At 40.0% G+C, this 19538-nt stretch carries 16 protein-coding genes; 2 read left to right on the forward strand and 14 right to left on the reverse strand.

Features of this window, described 5'->3' with window-relative positions; all coding sequences use genetic code 11:
- Positions 1–3: 3 nt before the first annotated feature.
- Entirely contained in the window at positions 4–813 is an 810-nt protein-coding gene (locus tag RAO94_13705; GenBank protein ID MDP8323395.1) for an MBL fold metallo-hydrolase, read from the forward strand.
- On the opposite strand, the gene tsaA is transcribed toward RAO94_13705, so the two are convergent.
- Complete coding sequence (tsaA, locus tag RAO94_13710) at positions 796–1278, reverse strand: tRNA (N6-threonylcarbamoyladenosine(37)-N6)-methyltransferase TrmO (protein ID MDP8323396.1); 483 nt, start codon at positions 1276–1278, stop codon at positions 796–798. The genes RAO94_13705 and tsaA overlap by 18 nt on opposite strands.
- A 136-nt stretch (positions 1279–1414) precedes the next feature.
- Here tsaA and RAO94_13715 point away from each other — a divergent pair, with 136 nt between their 5' ends.
- Positions 1415–5680, forward strand: a complete 4266-nt coding sequence (locus RAO94_13715) for a C25 family cysteine peptidase (GenBank protein MDP8323397.1) — start codon at positions 1415–1417, stop codon at positions 5678–5680.
- Positions 5681–5805: 125 nt separating this feature from the next.
- Here the strand turns inward: RAO94_13715 and RAO94_13720 are convergent, their stop codons facing one another.
- From RAO94_13720 to RAO94_13780, 13 genes are all read right to left on the reverse strand, one after another.
- Positions 5806–6579: an ABC transporter permease subunit gene (locus RAO94_13720; protein MDP8323398.1), complete on the reverse strand. Its 774-nt coding sequence runs from the start codon at positions 6577–6579 to the stop codon at positions 5806–5808.
- Positions 6527–7411: a hypothetical protein gene (locus RAO94_13725; GenBank protein ID MDP8323399.1), complete on the reverse strand. Its 885-nt coding sequence runs from the start codon at positions 7409–7411 to the stop codon at positions 6527–6529. The genes RAO94_13720 and RAO94_13725 overlap by 53 nt, the downstream gene beginning before the upstream one ends.
- Complete coding sequence (locus tag RAO94_13730) at positions 7408–9384, reverse strand: peptidase U32 family protein (protein ID MDP8323400.1); 1977 nt, start codon at positions 9382–9384, stop codon at positions 7408–7410. Before RAO94_13730 ends, RAO94_13725 begins: the two co-directional genes overlap by 4 nt.
- Positions 9384–9866 (reverse strand): 2-C-methyl-D-erythritol 2,4-cyclodiphosphate synthase, encoded by a 483-nt coding sequence (gene ispF / locus RAO94_13735; protein MDP8323401.1) that lies wholly within the window; start codon positions 9864–9866, stop codon positions 9384–9386. The genes RAO94_13730 and ispF overlap by 1 nt, the downstream gene beginning before the upstream one ends.
- A gap of 6 nt (positions 9867–9872) precedes the next feature.
- The gene (locus RAO94_13740) at positions 9873–12581 is read right to left on the reverse strand and encodes an SIS domain-containing protein (protein ID MDP8323402.1); all 2709 of its coding nucleotides are present in this window, start codon (positions 12579–12581) and stop codon (positions 9873–9875) included.
- An 86-nt stretch (positions 12582–12667) separates the two neighbouring features.
- Positions 12668–13366: an RNA-binding cell elongation regulator Jag/EloR gene (gene jag, locus RAO94_13745; GenBank protein ID MDP8323403.1), complete on the reverse strand. Its 699-nt coding sequence runs from the start codon at positions 13364–13366 to the stop codon at positions 12668–12670.
- A 14-nt stretch (positions 13367–13380) separates the two neighbouring features.
- Entirely contained in the window at positions 13381–15024 is a 1644-nt protein-coding gene (gene yidC, locus RAO94_13750) for a membrane protein insertase YidC (GenBank protein ID MDP8323404.1), read from the reverse strand.
- 28 nt (positions 15025–15052) lie between these two features.
- Positions 15053–15271, reverse strand: coding sequence for a membrane protein insertion efficiency factor YidD (yidD, locus tag RAO94_13755; protein ID MDP8323405.1), 219 nt, complete (start codon positions 15269–15271; stop codon positions 15053–15055).
- The gene (gene rnpA, locus RAO94_13760) at positions 15268–15588 is read right to left on the reverse strand and encodes a ribonuclease P protein component (protein ID MDP8323406.1); all 321 of its coding nucleotides are present in this window, start codon (positions 15586–15588) and stop codon (positions 15268–15270) included. Before rnpA ends, yidD begins: the two co-directional genes overlap by 4 nt.
- The gene (rpmH, locus tag RAO94_13765; protein MDP8323407.1) at positions 15588–15728 is read right to left on the reverse strand and encodes a 50S ribosomal protein L34; all 141 of its coding nucleotides are present in this window, start codon (positions 15726–15728) and stop codon (positions 15588–15590) included. The genes rnpA and rpmH overlap by 1 nt, the downstream gene beginning before the upstream one ends.
- A 106-nt stretch (positions 15729–15834) precedes the next feature.
- Positions 15835–17088, reverse strand: a complete 1254-nt coding sequence (locus RAO94_13770) for an adenylosuccinate synthase (protein ID MDP8323408.1) — start codon at positions 17086–17088, stop codon at positions 15835–15837.
- A 122-nt stretch (positions 17089–17210) separates the two neighbouring features.
- Positions 17211–18434, reverse strand: coding sequence for a FapA family protein (locus RAO94_13775; GenBank protein MDP8323409.1), 1224 nt, complete (start codon positions 18432–18434; stop codon positions 17211–17213).
- 38 nt (positions 18435–18472) lie between these two features.
- The gene (locus RAO94_13780) at positions 18473–19132 is read right to left on the reverse strand and encodes a M50 family metallopeptidase (protein MDP8323410.1); all 660 of its coding nucleotides are present in this window, start codon (positions 19130–19132) and stop codon (positions 18473–18475) included.
- Between the last annotated feature and the right edge of the window lie 406 nt (positions 19133–19538).

A 19538-nucleotide genomic window follows, 5' to 3' on the forward strand; every position in this document is an offset into this window, starting at 1 on the left:
ACTATGATCTCTGAAGTAACTCAAACTGGTAGAATAGTTCAAATCAGGGCAAAAACCCTCGATGTGAATGCCTATATCATTCACTATCCGGAATATCTGATCGTCATCGATAGTCTGCTGCTGCCAGGTGATAGCCAAAAACTCGCTGACCTCGCTGAATCATATAATAAACCTGTAAAGTACCAGATAAACACCCACTTCCACAGTGATCACTGCCTGGGTAATCGTTATCTTAAAAAACAGAATACAACCCAGATCAACCAAAAAGATTACTGGGATACAATTATCAGTGAAAGAGCAATGATCAAACCCAGGCGGAATAAACCAATTAACCACGGACGACTTACTAAACCGGAAATAACTTTTACTGATGAATATATATTGGATGATATTATCCTGCTCTCCACCCCCGGACATTCACCTGACAGCATCTGCCTCTATCTCCCCTCTGAAAAAGCTCTCATCTCTGGCGATACGATCTTAAATAATGCTGTTGGCAAATACAGTCTCCCCTACTTTTTTTGGGGAAGTGCCCAGGATTTGATAGTCAGCATGGAAAAGCTTCTTGCTCTCGATATTAATATCATCTACAGTGGACACGGCTTCCCTCTGCAGGGCACTGCCAAAATCCACTCTGACCTCACTTACCTGAGAAATCTAACCGCGGAAGTTAATAAACACAAATCACAGCAACTCACCAGCAAGCAGTTAGCAGAGCAGATCCCCATCTCCTCCTGCCTGAACTCATCCCTGCAACCAGCTGTACCCCAGGTTCACGAATTAAATATCCGCCAGCTAAAATCTGAACACTGATCCCCAGTCAAACGTAGCTGAATCTTCATACCATTGGGGCCAGGAACTGCACCAATCTGGAACTGATACGTTTCTAATGCGGTCACATGACGGGTGATAAGGCTTGATATCGATAATCGGAGTGCCATTTTCTGCATCAATATATGCAACCCTGATTATACCATTTTCGTGATCGACAACCAGCACTTTCACTGCTGTGAGAGCTATGGGATTAGGTCTATGGGGTGATCTTGTGGCAAACACACCAATATTATCTGGAGCAGCTTTATAGGGAGTTTTGCAGTTTAAAGTACTTCGAGCTGATTGATTGTCATTATAATGACACCACCAGAAAACCTGCAGATAACTGAAACCTTCAATTTCAGTCAAACCGGAGATGTATTCGGATTTGATTTTCAACAGGTAACCATTCTTATCAATTATCACTTCTCCTATGGGATGGATCTCAATGATATTTTCATTCATATTGCCTCCTTTATTTTGGAGAATAAATATTATCTGAGAAAAATAGTCAAATCATTATAAAGTCTCTTGTTTTAGACATAATTGGAACAAATCATGCTCCATAAGAAGTGATGAAAATTATATCTTAGGAGGATAGATGCGTAGGATTTTTATTATATTTTGTTTTGTAGCTTTGCTGCTTAGCTTAAATGGGAAGCAGGTCCAATTTGACGGATTGTTATACGATGAGGGATTGAACGTCACATCTCAAAGCCCTGCTGGTGTGGAATTAAGCTATTCATTGAAGGGATTTGATATCAGTGATATTGAAATTAATGGTAAGGTCTGGGATCAGATCGTGGTAGCAGGAAAATTGCTTCCTGGAGCTGAGGGAAGACCCGATGTTCCTAATATTTCCACTTACATTGCTCTACCTCAGGGTGCCAGGGCAAGTGTAAAGATAGTGGATTATAGAACCGAAACGTTTACAGGTCTGGATATAGCACCCGCACCACGGATTCCTCTGGAAACAGAAGATGGTCTGGAATATCCAATTGATTCTGTTATATATGAAAGCAGCAGTTATTATCCTGCCGATCAACTTGTAATCGGTGATAATGATCTTGTTCGCGGTGTAGATTGTATGCCGATTGCGATAAATACATTCAGGTATAATCCGGTTACTCAGGAATTACTGGTAGTCCGTGATATTAAACTGGAGATTACATTTACTGGTGGTAATGGACATTTTGGTGAAGACAGACTTCGCAGTCGCTGGTGGGAACCGATCAACACTTCTTTTTTTATCAATCACGAAAGTCTGGCTGAAGTGGATTTTAATCGTCAAAGTCAGCATAGAACCCTTGATTATGAATATTTGATCATTTGTCCTGATGATGGAGATTTCATCACCTGGGCAGATACAATTGCTGTTTTCCGTAATAAGCAGGGTATCCGCAGTGGTGTGGTTACTACTTCAGATATTGGTGCCAATACTTACACTGCGATCCAAAACTATATTAATGATGCTTATAATGACTGGGATATTCCACCAGTAGCTTTCCTGCTTCTGGGAGATTACGGCTCTGCTGGCGCTACAATAACGTCACCTATGTGGAATAATTATTGTGTTTCTGATCTGATCTATGCTGATGTAAATAATAATGACATGCCAGATATGGCACATGCCAGAATAACAGCCAGAAACGTTGATGAGCTGGAAACCATGATCAATAAAGCACTTGATTATGAGGTTAATCCTCCCACTAATCCTGGTTTCTATGATAATCCTGTTTCCGCTGGTGGCTGGCAGACAGAACGCTGGTTTATCCTCTGCTCCGAAGCGGTTTACGGTTTCTGGGCAAATGAACTGGGCAAAGAACCTATCCGGGAATATGCTATTTATGCTGGTACTCCAGGCACGGTGTGGTCAACAGCCACAAATACTGCTACTGTAGTAAATTATTTTGGACCAAACGGATTAGGCTACATCCCAGCAACTCCTAATGTTATCACTGACTGGGGAGCAAATGCAACCCGCGTCAATCAGGATATCAATAATGGCTGCTTCATGATCCAGCATCGTGATCATGGTGGCGAAGACGGCTGGGGAGAACCTTCCTACTCAAATAATAATCTTAATGCTCTGGAAAACGAAGATCTGACTTTTGTTTTCTCAATCAATTGCCTCACTGGTAAATACAACTGGGGCCAGGAATGTTTCACGGAAGCTTTTCATCGTCACTCTCAGGGTGCATTAGGTTTAATTGCTGCATCAGAAGTTTCTTATTCATTTGTTAATGATACCTACACCTGGGGTATGTACGACTATATGTGGCCCAATTTCATGCCAGATTATGGTGAAGAAGGAGAAGAAATGCTTCTTCCCTGCTTCGCAAATGGGTATGGAAAATATTTCCTGCAGCAGAGTGACTGGCCCTATAATACAGATAATAAGGAAGTTACCTATAACCTCTTTCATCATCACGGTGACGCATTTACACGCTTATATTCCGAAGTTCCTCAAGATCTGACTGTAATGCACGATCCTGTCCTGGTTTCTGGAGCAAATTTCTTTACTGTTTCTGTAGATGTTGGAGCACTCATCTGTCTTAGCATTGATGGTGAAATTCTTGCTACTGCAGTGGGTATTGGCGAGCCACAAACTATAACTGTGGAACCCCAAATGCCCATGAATACGATGGATATAGTGATCACAAAGCAGAATTTTTACCGTTATGACACTTCTGTTTTGATCATTCCTCCTGATGGAGCATATATTGTATATAATGATGTCGAAGTAGATGATACAGCAGGTAATGATAATGGACAGGCTGATTATGATGAAACTATCCTGCTTGATCTCACTTTTGAAAATATTGGAAATGACGAAGGTATTGATGTGGTTGCCACTATATCATGCGAAGATGATTATATAGATATCACAGAACCGGAAAGTCTGGTCGGCATGGTGCCTGGTGATACTCTCTGGACTATGCAGGATGCATTCGAATTGGCTATTGCTGATGATATACCTGATCAGCATCGTGTACTCTTCACTCTGAATGTCACAGATACCAATAACGAATACTGGACCTCTTATTTCTCAATGGATTTCAATGCCCCGCAATTAGTGGCTTCTGGTTATCTGATAGATGATCTTGAGTTTGGTAATGGTGACGGGATTTTTGATGCTGGTGAGACCATAGATTTCATCATAACTACAGAGAATCAGGGTCATTCTTTAAGTCCTGATGCCATCAGTTCTATTTTCTGCTCAAATCTGGATATCACTATTGATAATTATTCATACCCCTTAGGTGAAATAGCCGTCGATGAACCGGTTAATGCTATATACACAATCACTGCAGACAGCTCAATGCACGTGGGTACTCAAATAGTATTAAATTATTCTGTAGATGCAAGTAATTATTCTATTAACAGAGACTTCCGCACTTCTATCGGCATCACTTCCGAGGACTTTGAATCTGGTGACTTTTCCAGTTTTGACTGGACTTTCGAAGGAGATGAAGATTGGATGATCGATACAGAACATCAAGAAGGTGAATATAGTGCCTGCTCCGGAGACGTGATGGATAATCAAAACTCTGCTCTGGTTATGGAAGTAGATTTCCTCTCTGATGCTACTCTCAGCTTCTTCAAAATGATATCGTCTGAAAATGGCTTTGATTACCTCCGCTTCTATATTGATGATGAATTAATGGACGAATGGAGTGGTAATGTGGACTGGAGTGAAGAAAGCTATTATGTTCGCTATGGCTCTCACACTCTCAAATGGGATTATCAAAAAGATGGTGGAACTTCATCAGGTGATGATTGCGCCTGGGTTGATTACATTATCTTCCCTCCAATAGGAACTCCTGCTCCTCCGGTTCTTCATGTTGATCCGATTATGTTAAATCTGGAAGCTGATCAGTATTCCATTTTAGAAGAACCTATAGAACTCAGCAATATTGGTGGTGGCACTATTCTCTATTCAGTTAGAACCGAAAATCCTACTACCAGAAATGTTGAAGAGTGCTATATTACCAATTCTACTACTATATTCGAACCAGGTGAAACTACTACCTGGTCTTTCACCATTTATAATAACAGTGAGGATAATGAATGGGTGCAAGGCTTATCCATACAATTCCCTGAAGGTGTTGTTGTGGAAGATGCAAATAATTTTTATATTACCAATGACCGCGTTCTGGAATGGGATGAAACCGTTGGTAATGGTGCACTGTTGAACTGGTTTGGTGTTACCCAGGCTGGTTATGGCGTGCTTAGAAGCGGTGAATTCGTTTCTGCCAATGTAGACGTTACTATCAGTGAGAACTTCACTGGTGTGATGCAGCTTGATTACTCCATTTTTGGTGATGGATATGGATATGAACCTCATGAAGCCTATGGCATACTGGAACTCACCTATCCTCTTTCATGGATAGCTCTTGACCTGCAAAATGGTGCCCTGAACAGTAATGAAACTGACCCGGTTATGATTTCTATAGATGCTACAGATCTCGAAGAAGGTACTTATCTTTGTGATATCGTGATCAGCTCAGAAGATATCTATGCTGATGTACACCTGCCGGTTACACTTGAAGTTGTTTTCACTGATGAAGATCAGGATGTGATCCCGGAAGTTACCAAACTTCTTGGTTGTCATCCCAATCCTTTCAATCCGGAAACTACTATCAGCTTCCAGATAAGTGATCCTGCTCAGGTTAAACTGCAGATTTACAATGTTCGTGGACAGCTTGTGAAAACTCTGGTTAATGATCTCCAGCAGCCAGGACATTATGATGTTATCTGGAATGGTTTGGATAGCAATAATCAATCTGTATCTTCTGGTGTTTACTTCTATAAAATGCAGGCTGATAATATCCAGCAGACAAACAAAATGTTATTATTGAAATAAATTTCCCTCCCTATAGAATGTACCCCAGTCATGCTCATGGCTGGGGTATTTATTTTTGGGGAATGTTATTGTAAACACTGTGAACATGGTTAACATAGTTAACTGCGTTTACGAAATTTAGTTTTCTAATCTATATATCTGCGGAAAAGTTCTACAAAGACGAGATTGATTATGATGTGGAAAATGAGTGCGATCAGCATGATGATCAGCAGATAGAAAAATACCTTTTCCATCTGAAAGAGAATTCTGGCATTATTGAGTAGAAAACCAATACCGTCTTCGCAACCAATATATTCACCAAGTACTATCACCTTGAGGGCAAGTCCTGTACCGATCAGAAAGTTACTGCGAAATACTGGTATCAAAGCAGGGATATAGACATAACGGATCACTTGGGGCATACTGCCGCCAAACACATATACCACTTCCTGCTGTTCTCGGTTCACACCCCTCAGCCCTGTGGAAGTATTGATTGCCATAATGGGAATAGACATGGCGATGATCATGGCAATGGGCACTTTGTCTCCCACTCCGAAAATTATCAGGAAAATAATTGCCAGTATGGTGCCGGGAATCACCTGAAATAGTGAGAGGATGTTTTCTGCATATTCAAAAACTGACATGATATAAGCAATAATACCAAGGGCAGAAGCAACAAGAAAAGCGATAACAAAACCGGTGAGTAAACGAAACATGGTTAATTGCAGGTGATGAAGAAAATCTGCATCAATCAATTTACCTGCTTTTGAGATGACCTGCCAGGGATCGGGAATAATATAGTCAGGGAAAATCAGTGAAAGCAGCAGCCAGATAGCGATAAAAACAATGAAGCCAGTGAAGTTATTTTTAATCAGCCCGATAAAAAGCTGGAGGAGGCTTGGCGATTCCGCTTTTTTCAAAATAGTGCTCCATGGCAATTTGCAGTTCTTTGCCTGAAATTAATTTAAAAGTTTGCAGCTCCAGAGAGCGCATGATGACACTGGGATTATAACTGAGTCTTCCTCCTGCCAGGGATTGAGCTTTTTCAGGATCCTGCTCTATCATCTGGCATGCCTTTTGCAATTCTTTAATGAGCTCCGGGATAAATTCATCTACATCAGCATCTGGATTGGAAAACAAACACACCTGAGGATAAAAATCTGAACCGGTTATTTGAAACCACTTATCATTGAGATCAAAAGAGAAGAAGAATTTACTGTCATCCACGATCTGCAGCGCAGAGGATACAGGCATCACGGCATTTGCTATCTTGCCCTGGCGCATTAATTGCAGCATGGATTCAAAAGGCAGATAGCCAATTTCCAGATCATTATCAATATCAACACCCTCCTGCTCAGCCAGCCAGAGTGACATCTTTTCTATGGGACTGCCTTGAAAAGGGAAATACAGCTTTTGTCCCTTGAGATCAAGAAAGCTGTCATATAGTGAATCTGCTGTAACCAGATAATTTAAACCAGAAACCCAGGAAGCGATCATCTTGATGGGAACTCCTCTTTGGGCAAAGCTTTCGCCTACAGCATATCCTGTCATCAGCAAGGGAACTTTGCCAGATAGAAATAAAGAATGAGCCTGGGCATGATTGGTGAACAGCTTCACTTCCAGATCAGGAATGTTGTCTGCTGCAATCAGCAGTGGTAATGAACTTGGATTATCTGGAGCCATGATCGTAATCGGTTCAGCAAAGAGGAAAACAGTTATTATTAAACTTAGTATTATAATAGTTTTTTTCATTTAAGTCCTGCTTTGAAATTGAAATTTGTCGCTGGCTGTTCCGGAGCAGAGTTTTGAAAATTCTTATAAACCCGATTAAAAATATTTGAGGAAGGATTATACCATGAGAAATCAATCAGGAAGCGTCTGAATCCCTTATCAAGAAGTCTTTTATGAAATTGCAGTAATGATACGGGATGCTCTGGCAGGATGACCGTGATGCCATCTCTAACCTGCTTACGAAAATTCTGACGCTGATCACTGAACAAGTCATCATCATTGAGTGCCACCGGCATCCGTGAATAAAAAAGCTCAGGATAATATAGCAGGGGAACGATACCTCGATGATCTTTGCCGGAAATCAAGTTCGGGAAGTCATTTTCCAGAGGATAAACCCAGTTTGATATATGCTCATTTTGCAAAAATGCTGCTGCTGCATCATTGAGCACATACACATTTTCACTGGTGAACAGCCTGATTTTGGATTGCGGGTCAAAAAGCAGTTTTTGACTCACGTGACTAAGCATGAACTGGCTGATGCCGGCTTCAAATAATCTTTTGATCTCTTTTTGATAAAAGGCAATATCATTTTCCGAGATGAAACGTGGTAATTGAATTATCAATTTATCTGAGATATTTTTCAGAAAGGGAGTATTGAGTTTAAATGCTTTCATTTCTTGCATACCAAGATTCAGGATGAGTTTATCAATTTTATCCAGAAACAGCTTTCTGAGCCATTTTATTTCATTTATCCTGACGAATAATTCTTCTCTGGCAGCTGGTTTGCCATATAATAATCTATTGAGAATGTCCTGCCGGCGCTTTGAGGAGAATTTATAAATACTGGCTTTCATCTCATTTTGCAGTTTATTAGGGAATCTTCTACTTTTGAGACCGACAAGGAAAACTTTGTCACCTTTAGAACATTTTATTTCCGGGTCTGTTATGGTATAATTCTCTCCCGCCTTAGAGATAGCTTTTATTTTGATGGCTTTGCTGTCACGCCCATCAGATGAGAGTATGCGCAATCGATCTCCAGCCTGGATATTATGCTCTGCTTTGATGATCGCCTGTGGACGGGAGGAGATCACTTCCCCGGCATATATTCCGGTATAGGGCAATTCAGAGATAGCATCTTTGATGTTTCCACCCATAAAATAGGCTGTTTTCTCACGACCCATATCATGCTCAAGCATTTGTTTGCTTTCACTGGGATCACCTTCTCCATCAATAAGTAGACGATATGCCTTCGCTGCCTGATATACATATTCAGCTGGTTTCATCCTGCCTTCGATCTTAAAGGAGCTTATGCCCAGCTTGATCAGTTTCTTGAGTTGGGTTGTCTGCTGGTTATCTTTAAGATTAAAAAAATAACTTTCATTTCCATCCTGCAGATATTTTCTGCGGCAGGGTTGACGGCAATTTCCCCGGTTTGCACTCATTCCTCCCAGATAGCTGGAAAAAAGGCACATCCCGGAAAATGAATAACAAAGCGCTCCATGGATAAAAAACTCTAACTCAATACTGGTTTTCTTTTTGATCTCCTGCAGCTCATTAAAAGTGAGTTCTCTTGCCAGTATCACCCTTTCCAAACCCAGTTTCCCGCAATAATCTGCACCCAGCGAGTTATGATTTCCCATTTGAGTGCTGGCATGAAGCTTGAGCCTGGGAAAATAGTTCTTTGCCAGGTGATAAACACCCAGATCCTGAATTATAATGGCATCAACCTGCAATTTTTCTAAGGTCAATAGCACATCAAATAGCTCAGTTAGTTCGCTGTTTTTGATAATTGTATTTAAAGTAACATAGATTTTTATGTTTTTTGCCCCAGCTTCTTCAACTATTGATCTCAGTTGAGAAACCGTGAAATTGCTGGCACGTTCCCGGGCATTAAAGCGTCTTAATCCCAGATACAGAGCATCTGCTCCTGCTTCCATTGCCGCATAAAAGGCTTCTATATTGCCTGCAGGAACAAGTAATTCAGGTTTTTGCATCAATCCTCACTAACCAGCATCACAATCGCCTGGGCTGTCATACCTGCTTCACTGCCAGATATTCCTAATCCTTCTTCAGTAGTGGCTTTCACGGAGATATTATCTATACTAGTTTGCAGATCAGCAGCCAGATTGGAGCGCATATCATCAATGTACGGTCTTAGTTTGGGACGCTGAGCACAGATAGTTGCATCAAGATTATTTATCTGATATTTGCATTTGATCATAATATCATATACTTTGCGTAATAATATTCTGCTGTCAATATCTTTGAACTCATGGTCATTGTCGGGAAATATCATGCCAATATCACCTTTGGCAAGTGCGCCCAGGATTGCATCAATGATAGCATGGATCAGCACATCAGCATCAGAGTGTCCTGCCAGACCTTTTTCAAAGGGTATTTTTACTCCCCCCAGAAATAAATCCCTGCCAGTTTCCAGCCGATGTACATCATAACCTGTTCCAATTCGATACTTCATAATAGTCTAATCCACTGTAATTGATTTTGATACGTTTTTGGGCACATCAGGATGCACACCATGATCAATAATTCCAATTCTCTTTAGATATTCCATTTTCCTGATACTCATCTTAAGCGCCAGTATCTGCAATACCACACTTGCTGAAAAAGCAGTCATAATAGCATCTCCTGTCCTGGGCAGGGGGATATAACCCCAGCCATAATAACCTGCATCATGAGGATTGGATCTGGCATTTTCCATAAGAGCATCATTTTCTTCTGCGATCACAAAGGTGTCTGCCCCGCGTATCTTATGCGTATTGATCTGTGAAATAGTGAGATTCACATCTCGCAGATCAGGACCAGTGATATAAATAAGCGGATAATCACGGTAAAGACTATCAAATATGTCATGTTCACTATCATAATCTTTGATCAGCAGATTAGCTTCCTCACTCAGATTATAGGGATCAATTCTTTTGAAAAGATAGGATGGGAGATTATTGTTCATCTTGATAACTTCATCCGTCGTAATATTCCTTTTTATAGCTTCACGATATAAATTTTCCAGACGTCTGGTCATTTCCTTGATCAGGGCTTTCACGTTTTTAACGCCATATACGGTATTTTTTCCCAAAATAGTATTTGGTCCATGTTTAAATTCCGAGGCTTCCCCGCCTTCAGTATGGCTAAGTACGGTTTCTCTGATCTTAAGGGCACCTTCCTTGGCAACACCTGTCATCTTAGTTGCCAGGATGTGCATGGACGGTTCAAGATATACCTTACTTGCCACAAATTCGATCTGTTCCTGGGTTGTCTGGATAGTGTCAGCTATCAATTGAGGAATTCTGCTGATAGTACTGAGTCTTTTTTCAATATCCTTTCTGGAAACATCTTTCATAAGTTCCGGGAATTTCTCCAGCTTCATGAAAGCAACTTTGATCGCCAGATAATAAAATAATACGATCTGGTTCATAAAACTCTTTGTGGCTGGAACTGCCATCTCAGGCCCACAGAAAATTGGTATAGAGATATCACTCTTTTCCTGTCCCAGAGTTGAATTGATATTATTTACCAGAACAACCAGCTTAACCTTTTTACCTGACCTTTCCACATCATTAAAGATATCGATCAGATCTTTGGTCTCACCACTCTGTGAAACGCCAATGATCACATCATTATCCCTGAGGCTATAGGAATATTGTCCCCGGTAATCTCCTGGAAGTACTGGTATTATCGCTTGTCTGGCAATATCATTAAAGAAAAGTCCAGCCACTTTTGTAGCATGGAACGATGTACCGCAGGCAATTGTATAAATGCTGCCCTTCTTCTTAATTGTATTCTCCACAAGCTTCAGGAAACTATTAACTTCCTGGTCAAATTCCTGAACGTCAATTTCTTCTGCTATTGAATCAAGCGCTTTTGCCAGTAACTGCTTACGTTTGTCAAAGTCCCTGCCCATCAGTTCCAGAAATACGTTTTTATCTCCGGAAAAGAAATATTTACGGTCAAACTTCTCTTTGAATAGTTCAGCATAGATTTTGGGATACTGCTCAATTGCTCTTTTATAAAAATCTTCTCCCCGGGAAGAATTGATATATTCACTGAAAATCTTCTGCTGATTTTCTAATATATCTTCTTTGGTTATCTGATTTCTTAAATCAGATAATTCATCAAATAACTGAGCATTACGGATAAAATCAAGCATAAAGTGAGAGGTATTTGAGCCACCCTGAAAGAGCTTAACAAGCTTACCAGTAGTTTCCACCTCCGCGTGTATCTCCTGCTCCATAAAATAATTATATTGCGCTTGTAATTCTGTATCCTCTGCCCTCAATCGTGATCTTACCGGTTCCTTTTCTATCGCATCACCTGCTTTGAACATTTCGTCCGGCAGATTGGGTCTTTTTACACGTAGATCCCTGAAAGCATAAGCCTGATATTGATCCTTATGATATTCAATAAATTCACCTTCGCGCATATTTACCAGCATTTTGGTGAATTTAAGTACTGCAGTCAGATCAGATGAAGCCAGACAAAAACTATTGTCATCCCTTTCGCCAATCCCAAAATAGAGACTACTGCCTGCTTTGATGGCATAACTGTATTCCGTGAAAGGATCTACTATCACAGCAGCATAACTGCCTACCATACGCTTAGATGCCAGTACGATTGCTTTTCGAAGACATATCCTTCTAAAATCTATGTCCTGCTGCTTATCAAGAGTATATCTGTTCAATTCATTATCAAAATAATGCTCTATCGTGTGAACAAGCATTTCACCATCATTATCGCTTTCCACGTTATGACCTTCTGATAAGAGGAATTTCTTGAGTTCCTGACAATTCGTGATATTGCCATTATGGGCTCCATACAATTCCTGCTTACAGGTTACCCAGTGTGGTTGCGCATTTTTCTGATTAACGTCTCCAAAGGTTGCCCAGCGTACCTGACCACAAAATATCTGTCCCTGCTCTTCTTCTATTCCCAGGGTCTTCACAAGTATACTTGGTGCTCCCACATCTTTCATCAATCTGATGTTCTTTTTATCATCCTGAAAAACTGCCCCAGTGGAATCATAACCGCGATATTCAAGTGCTCTCAGCAGGATTGATGCCCATTTTCCCAATTCAATAGTTACCTTGCTGGTACTCATCCCCAACACACCGCATCCAATACCGAAAACTGGAACTGGGATTCTAACCTTTAAGTGCTGTAGATCATATCGCTGCATATTATTCTCCTCAGATATATAAAGATACCCGATGCATACACATCGGGTACTTCTTATCAATTAGCTGCCTGTATTGTCAATTAATATCAGGCTCTATTTGGTTTATTATTTCTTACCGGACGCCGATTATTGCGAGATTGTGAAGTATTGGGTATTGGTTTTTTACCAACCACAGAAACTACCACTCGCTTTGCTTCACCGCGACCGATGGTCATGGTCTGCAACTTTGGTTCTTTTTCAATATGCTGATGAATGATTTTCCTTCTGGTTGCATTCATTGGCTCAAATGTATAGCTCCGCTCCGTCTTTTTAACCCGTTCACAAACAACCTTCATTTTCTCTATTAACTGCTGATTCTTACGTTCACGATAACCATCAACATCCATATCAAGATGCATTGATTTTCGCTCCTGCTTATTGATCATTTGATTTACGAGATGCTGAAGTGCATCCAATATTCTGGCTTCTTTACCAATTAAAAATCCTGCTTCCTTTACTCCGCAAACTTCCACATAAAAAGTATTGCTCTTTTCCTCTACTTTTACACTCTCAAAATCTACATTCATCTGTTTAAGAACTCCCATAGTGTAATTCTTAATTGAATCACAGATATCTGAAAGCACAAATTTGATCACGGTCGGCTGAGATGAAAATAGTCCCAGAAAACCTTTCTTCCCTTCATCTACTACCTCGAATTTGAAATCTTCCAGTTGAAGATTAAATTCCTTCATAAATCCACTGATTACTGCTGACGTGGACTTTCCTTCTCGTTGAATTGTCTTCATAAATTTTTCCCTTATTAACTAAATTTTCTGCGTATTGTCCGTTGCTGTAACATTGACATTATGTTGAATACTGTCCAGTAAAGTACAAGTCCTGATGGAAATGACTTAAATAAAAAGAACATCATCAAAGGCATAACATACATCATCATTTTCTGACTTTGCAATTGTGCCTTCTGCTGATCACTCATCTCTGCTAATACTGATTTCTTGGGCTGCATCATATATTGCTGCAAAAACATGAATATTGCCATTAAAATCGGCAGGATCAGATACGGGTCAGGTTCTGAGAGGTCTTTTAACCAGAGAAATCCAGCTTGACGCAAGTCAATGGAATATCTGATCACAGGATATAGGGCAAAAAAGACCGGCATCTGGAATAATACAGGTAAACACCCTCCCAGTGGACTTACTCCATGTTCCTTGTATATCTTCTGCATTTCCTTATTCATTTTTTGAGGATCACTTTTGTACTGTTCGCGCAATACTGATATTTGCGGTTGGATCTTCTGCATTTTTGTACTGCTTTCAAAACTCTTATGAGTGAGTGGATAAAGAATAATCTTTATCAGAATTGAAAACACTATTAAACACAGACCAAAATTAGGTATCACCTTATGGAACTGCTTGAACACCCAACTGAATAATCTACTGATCGGTTTGATAAATCCCTGACCAAAGAATATCCCGTTGCCCGCATAATATGCCGAACCAAATCCTTCACCCATTGCATCCATTTTATCAGCTATAACCGGTCCCAAATAAATTTCATAATGTGACTCAAGTACCGGCTTAGGACTTCTGCCATACATTCTGAATGCTGGTGAATCGTTATTGTTATAAGCAAACACATGAAATAAACTACTCAATTCATCTTTCATGATCCCGATAACAAAGAACTTTGACCGCATTGCAGCCCAGTCAATTTTGCCATTTACTTCCTGATTCTTGCTCAGTTTCTGTAAAGTAAGCCGTTCTATCTTGTTATCTACTTCAAAGATCAATTGATAATTCTGCTTCTTGCGCTTAAGATATCGCTCAGTATCTGCAATGCCATCATCGAACTTAAAAACATAATCAAATTGTTCCTGATTGCTCGATACTGATAATCCCATCTCCATCCGATAATCATCTTTCAACCTGAATGTTTTTTGGATTGTGCCAAAACTTCCACTGCCGGTGAAAGTCACTGTTGACTTATCCTGCTTATCCCAATCATACATTTGAGGAACACCACTAAGCTGATTTCCTGTCAGATCGGCATAATCTATCCCCATAAGATTACCATTTTCTCTTAACATCTCTACGCGGGTTTCCTTATCTTGAAGAAAATAATCCTTAAGCTCAATAGAATTTATCACTGCACCCTTATTAGAAAAACTTATCCTGACCTTCTCATTCTCAAGAATTATTGATTCATTAAGGTCAATATCAGATTCGATTTCTTCCTGCAGATTCGTTTCTTCCAGAGGGGCTGGCTGGGTGGGATTATAGTCATCAGGTAATACTGGCTGAGATGCATTCTCAACTTCTGGCTGCGCTGGACTTGCTGACTCAATTCCTCGCTGTGCAGCTGCACTTGATGGCTTCCAAATAAATTCACTGCTTATCCAGAATACTGCTAGTATCAGGATAAAAGCCCATATTGTTCTCTTGTCCATTAATTCACTCCTGATCAGTTATTGCAGATCAGGGAAGCGGATCATAACCTCCGGGATGAAATGGGTGACATCGCAAAATTCGGCTGGTCGATAAATATAATGCCTTCAAAAAATTATATTTCTGAAATGCCTGCTGTGAATAAACACTACATGTTGGCTCGTAACGGCAACTCGAAGGTAATATCGGTGATATATATCGACGATATATTCTGATTATACCAATCATCAACTCATTTAAAAATTTCATTCTTCGAATGCCTGTAAATTCCTGCCTAAATCCTTTGATATTCCTGCCCAATCAGATGTTCCAGATGATTCCTTTGCTATGATTACCAGTTTCCCGAGGGGCAATTGCTCGGGATGTTCCCTTAGATAAGCTCTCACTCGACGCTTCACTTTGTTACGCCATACCGCTTTTCCCACTTTTCTGCTTACTACTATTCCTACCGCTCTCTCTTCACTGTCTTCTGTTTTTCGCCTAAGAAAAAGAAAGAGAGTTCCATGACGTCGTTCATGTTTTGCATACACCTCATGGTACTCTCTTGTCGATCTTATAAAGCGCATTAATCGCTTACAGTTAAACGTGTTCTTCCTTTTGCACGACGACGAGACAATATCTTTCTGCCGCTCTTCGTTGCCATTCTGGCGCGGAAACCATGCTTATTCACTCGTTTTCTGTTATGTGGCTGATAAGTTCTCTTCATGCCATCTCCTTCTGTCTTTTCTATCTTCTTTTTCTGCTAATTACCTATAAACTATGAAGTTGTAAATTCCTTAGCCTATCTCTCTCTGTCAAGCTATATTTTTCAGCTAATAACGGATTATCGTCTGATTACGCTCAGCACCTACGGAGATATATTTTATCTTGATCGAGAGAAGGTTCTCAATTGTCTCAACATAATTTCTTGCCTGCTCTGGCAAATCACTGTAATTAAGTATTTTGGATATATCCTCATCCCAGCCCGGCAATTCCAGATATTCGGCTTCTAATTCCTCAAATTCTGAAACATGAGCTGGAAATTCTGTTACTCTATTTCCATTTATTCTATAAGCAACGCAGATATTCAGAGTCTTAAACCCGCTTAAGACATCTAATAATGTTAATGCTCCGCTGGTTACACCATTTAAAATTACTGAATATCTGGAACTTACAGCATCAAACCAGCCACAACGTCTGGGTCTGCCGGTAGTTGCTCCATATTCATTTCCGCGTTTCCTGATCAATTCTCCGATTTCATTATTAAGTTCTGTGGGAAATGGTCCCTCTCCCACTCTCGTATAATAACTCTTGAAAACACCAATAATATCATCAATTGAGCCTGGGCTGATCCCGCTGCCAGCAGAAATACCACCAGCGGATACATGCGAAGAAGTCACATAAGGGTAAGTACCAAATGTCACATCCAAAAGCGTTCCTTGAGCACCTTCAAACAATATATTTTGATTATCTTCCTGAGCTTTGGCAAGCATATAAGGTATTTGAGTAATATAGGGTTTCAATTTCTCTGCTGCTTCCAGCAATTCCACCTTCATCGCCTCTGCTTCCTCTTCATCTATATTATGAAATATTGCCAGTGAAAGTAATCTTTGCTCCAGGTAATCCGGATGTAATAGATCAGCGAACCTGATTCCCACTCTCGAAATTGCATCTGCATAACCAGGTCCAATCCCCTTACCAGTTGTGCCAATTTTTGCTGAACCCAGTTTCTTTTCTCCCTGATTATCAAGCTGTCTGTGCCATTTAAGGATTACTGCTGCCCTGGGATCAATAAAAAACCTGCCCTTAAATTCAATACCTTCCACTTCCAGTTCAGACATCTCTGCAAGTAGTTCAAGTGGGTCGACCACCACTCCACTACCAATAACACACTTCTTACCCGGATACAATATCCCCGATGGGATCAAGTGTAATACGAATTTCCTACCATCGTGTTTGATTGTATGGCCTGCATTACTACCCCCCTGAAACCTGACCACAATATCTGCTGATTCTGCCAGAAAATCAACCATCTTAGCTTTTGCCTCATCGCCATACATACAACCTAAAACTGCTTTTACGCTCATTTAATGTCGCTCCTTTCACGCTTTTTAGGGAAACTCGTTTTTACACACTCGAATTTCCTGAAAGACTTTTTTAGCTGCCCCATATTTGTCAAAATAATTCTTTATATGATTTTTTCCCCTGATCATTGCACCAGGGCAAACTCCGTCTCATCTGTGCCCGTATCAATCTTCCAGCTCAAATTAAATATTCTCAAAGATACTCCAGGATTGAATCCTTCATGACTTATAATTTTATTCTGCTCACGATTATGGCTCAGGAAATCAGGGATAACTTTTGAGAATTTGATCTCAAGCTGACTAAGCTCCTTCACCAAAGGGTCATCCTGATACGGTTCTGATGGATCCCAGTCCTTCTTTCTCAATTCCTGGCTGAGCTGGATCATCATTCCCTTGATAAATGGTGCAATACTCACTTCAACTATTGTTTTTTCCTTATCTTCACTGCCTATCAGATCACTACTTACCGAAATCCCAGCCTGGATATTACCTCCAGAGATCTCACTACCCACAGCCCCCTTCACATTACCATTACAAAAAACCTCACAATTTTGCAGTTTCTCCCGAAATTCCAGATCGCCTTTGCAGATCAATAGCGAATCCTCACAGCTCTCTGCCAGTAAATTTCCTGCTACAACCACTCCTTTTGCACTGCAATCCTCTATCTTGCCTGCCACATTTAGATTACCATTCACCACCAGATCGCTCTTAAATATGCTCCCTTCCAAAGTAAGGCTCGTTTTCACTTCATAGCCGGTCTCCACGATATCCTGCTGCAGGAAAATATTATCAATAATACTGATCTTCTTCCCATTTTCAACCAGCGCATAGCCATCACAAATGGCAACTATCAGATTCCGACGCGTATCAAAATCTACGTTCTCACCCAAAAATGTGTCCAGAAAGTTCTTATCCGCTGCCAGGTCTCTTATCTTTCGGTCAAATATATTCTTGCTCTGCACAGCTCCTGTACCTGTAGATACTTTTGCAAGTTTCTCTCCTGCTGTGATGAAGCGAACCCGTGAAAGATCATTTAAGGAATATAACCGTTGGGACAATAAACAGTCTAAAGGTTCCACCAGTATTTCTACTTCAGGTTCAAAGGATGTGTCATCAGCTATGGCTACCGGAAAATATACTCCTGGCTCTCGCTTTATTCCCTTTGCTTCTGCATCTGCACGGGCATTCTCAAATCCATATTTGATCTCTGCCTCTGCCAGCAAGTCAGCTATTGCCTTCTCACTCACAAGAGAAGCATCTTCCTCTATCCGCAGTTCCGCCAGATTTCCATCAGCCGATACACGTAAGATAATCTTACCGTCTTCTGTCTTAAAAGTTTCTTTCTTCATCGTTTTTGTCCCGCCTGTTTACGATTAATTTCTGCTTATTAAAAATTTCTCCATAACCTGCTTAGAGTCAAGTAATTATTTTCAAAGGCTGTCCCCTTTTCCAGTACCTTAAAAAATCCATGAAGATTATCTCCCAGAAAATATACTATAAAAAGCAATACAAGTCCATTCATTATGATCAGAAATACGGTGCTGAAAATATAACCACTTTTTACAATATCGGTCTGCTGATATGAAAATTGCTGCACCAGGGTAATAATAAAAAATAAGTATGAAATAACTATCAGATGATCAAAATATACCTGATATCGCTGGTCAATAAATAATGATATTATCATAAATAGTGCCGTATAAAGTGGAAAGAAATACGGACTTAAACTCGTCAGCCAGTTGCTGTTTCCCTTATAGCTTACTGCTCCTCCATTCTTAGTGGCATTAAAACTCTCTATCCGATTGAAGGTTATTAAGGCAAATATCAGATGCGTTAGCTCATGGGCAAATGTCTCCCAAAAATCCATCCATTTATAGAGAATTGATAGATATAAGATCACAAATATCACTCCCGAAATGAGCACATTTATATAATCACTGAAATTCAACTCACTGAAAATAGTTTTATATTGACCGATAATATTTATAAAGAAAATAATTAAGAATAATAAAAGCACATATTTGAATATCCGCCCCACAACCTGCATATTATCTCCCGTTTCATTCTTAAGATGATATTAACTGCATTCAGTCTCACCCGTCAAGATAATCTGCTTCATCAAAAACCTATAGGTCATATAAGTTCTATACGACCTATATGTCCTATATCCCCTACAAATTTCCCCAAAAATCATAGAATTCTCAGCAGAACTACTGTACTATTACCATCCTTAAGGAAGAACAACATAGAACTATCTAACAAAAAAATGTCACTACGTGCTTTGTTGTTCATCCTATTTTCTGTTCTAAAGGCTGAGGGAAATTGTATTTTTTCTTAAATTGCTGTTATGAGGGGATTTGTGAGTTGTCTTGTCGATGATTATATTTAATTTCTGCTATTTTGGCACATTATGCGTGAGTTGATCATCAAATGCGTCTTTTTCGCTAAAAATA

Source organism: Candidatus Stygibacter australis (assembly GCA_030765845.1).
Lineage (GTDB): Bacteria > Cloacimonadota > Cloacimonadia > Cloacimonadales > TCS61 > Stygibacter > Stygibacter australis.

Coding starts and splice junctions, on each gene's coding strand:
- RAO94_13705 (MDP8323395.1), top strand. CDS start 4: ATGATCTCTGAAGTAACTCAAACTGGTAGAATAGTTCAAATCAGGGCA.
- tsaA (MDP8323396.1), bottom strand. CDS start 1,278: ATGAATGAAAATATCATTGAGATCCATCCCATAGGAGAAGTGATAATT.
- RAO94_13715 (MDP8323397.1), top strand. CDS start 1,415: ATGCGTAGGATTTTTATTATATTTTGTTTTGTAGCTTTGCTGCTTAGC.
- RAO94_13725 (MDP8323399.1), bottom strand. CDS start 7,411: ATGAAAAAAACTATTATAATACTAAGTTTAATAATAACTGTTTTCCTC.
- RAO94_13730 (MDP8323400.1), bottom strand. CDS start 9,384: ATGCAAAAACCTGAATTACTTGTTCCTGCAGGCAATATAGAAGCCTTT.
- ispF (MDP8323401.1), bottom strand. CDS start 9,866: ATGAAGTATCGAATTGGAACAGGTTATGATGTACATCGGCTGGAAACT.
- RAO94_13740 (MDP8323402.1), bottom strand. CDS start 12,581: ATGCAGCGATATGATCTACAGCACTTAAAGGTTAGAATCCCAGTTCCA.
- jag (MDP8323403.1), bottom strand. CDS start 13,366: ATGAAGACAATTCAACGAGAAGGAAAGTCCACGTCAGCAGTAATCAGT.
- yidC (MDP8323404.1), bottom strand. CDS start 15,024: ATGGACAAGAGAACAATATGGGCTTTTATCCTGATACTAGCAGTATTC.
- yidD (MDP8323405.1), bottom strand. CDS start 15,271: ATGAAATTTTTAAATGAGTTGATGATTGGTATAATCAGAATATATCGT.
- rnpA (MDP8323406.1), bottom strand. CDS start 15,588: ATGCGCTTTATAAGATCGACAAGAGAGTACCATGAGGTGTATGCAAAA.
- rpmH (MDP8323407.1), bottom strand. CDS start 15,728: ATGAAGAGAACTTATCAGCCACATAACAGAAAACGAGTGAATAAGCAT.
- RAO94_13770 (MDP8323408.1), bottom strand. CDS start 17,088: ATGAGCGTAAAAGCAGTTTTAGGTTGTATGTATGGCGATGAGGCAAAA.
- RAO94_13775 (MDP8323409.1), bottom strand. CDS start 18,434: ATGAAGAAAGAAACTTTTAAGACAGAAGACGGTAAGATTATCTTACGT.
- RAO94_13780 (MDP8323410.1), bottom strand. CDS start 19,132: ATGCAGGTTGTGGGGCGGATATTCAAATATGTGCTTTTATTATTCTTA.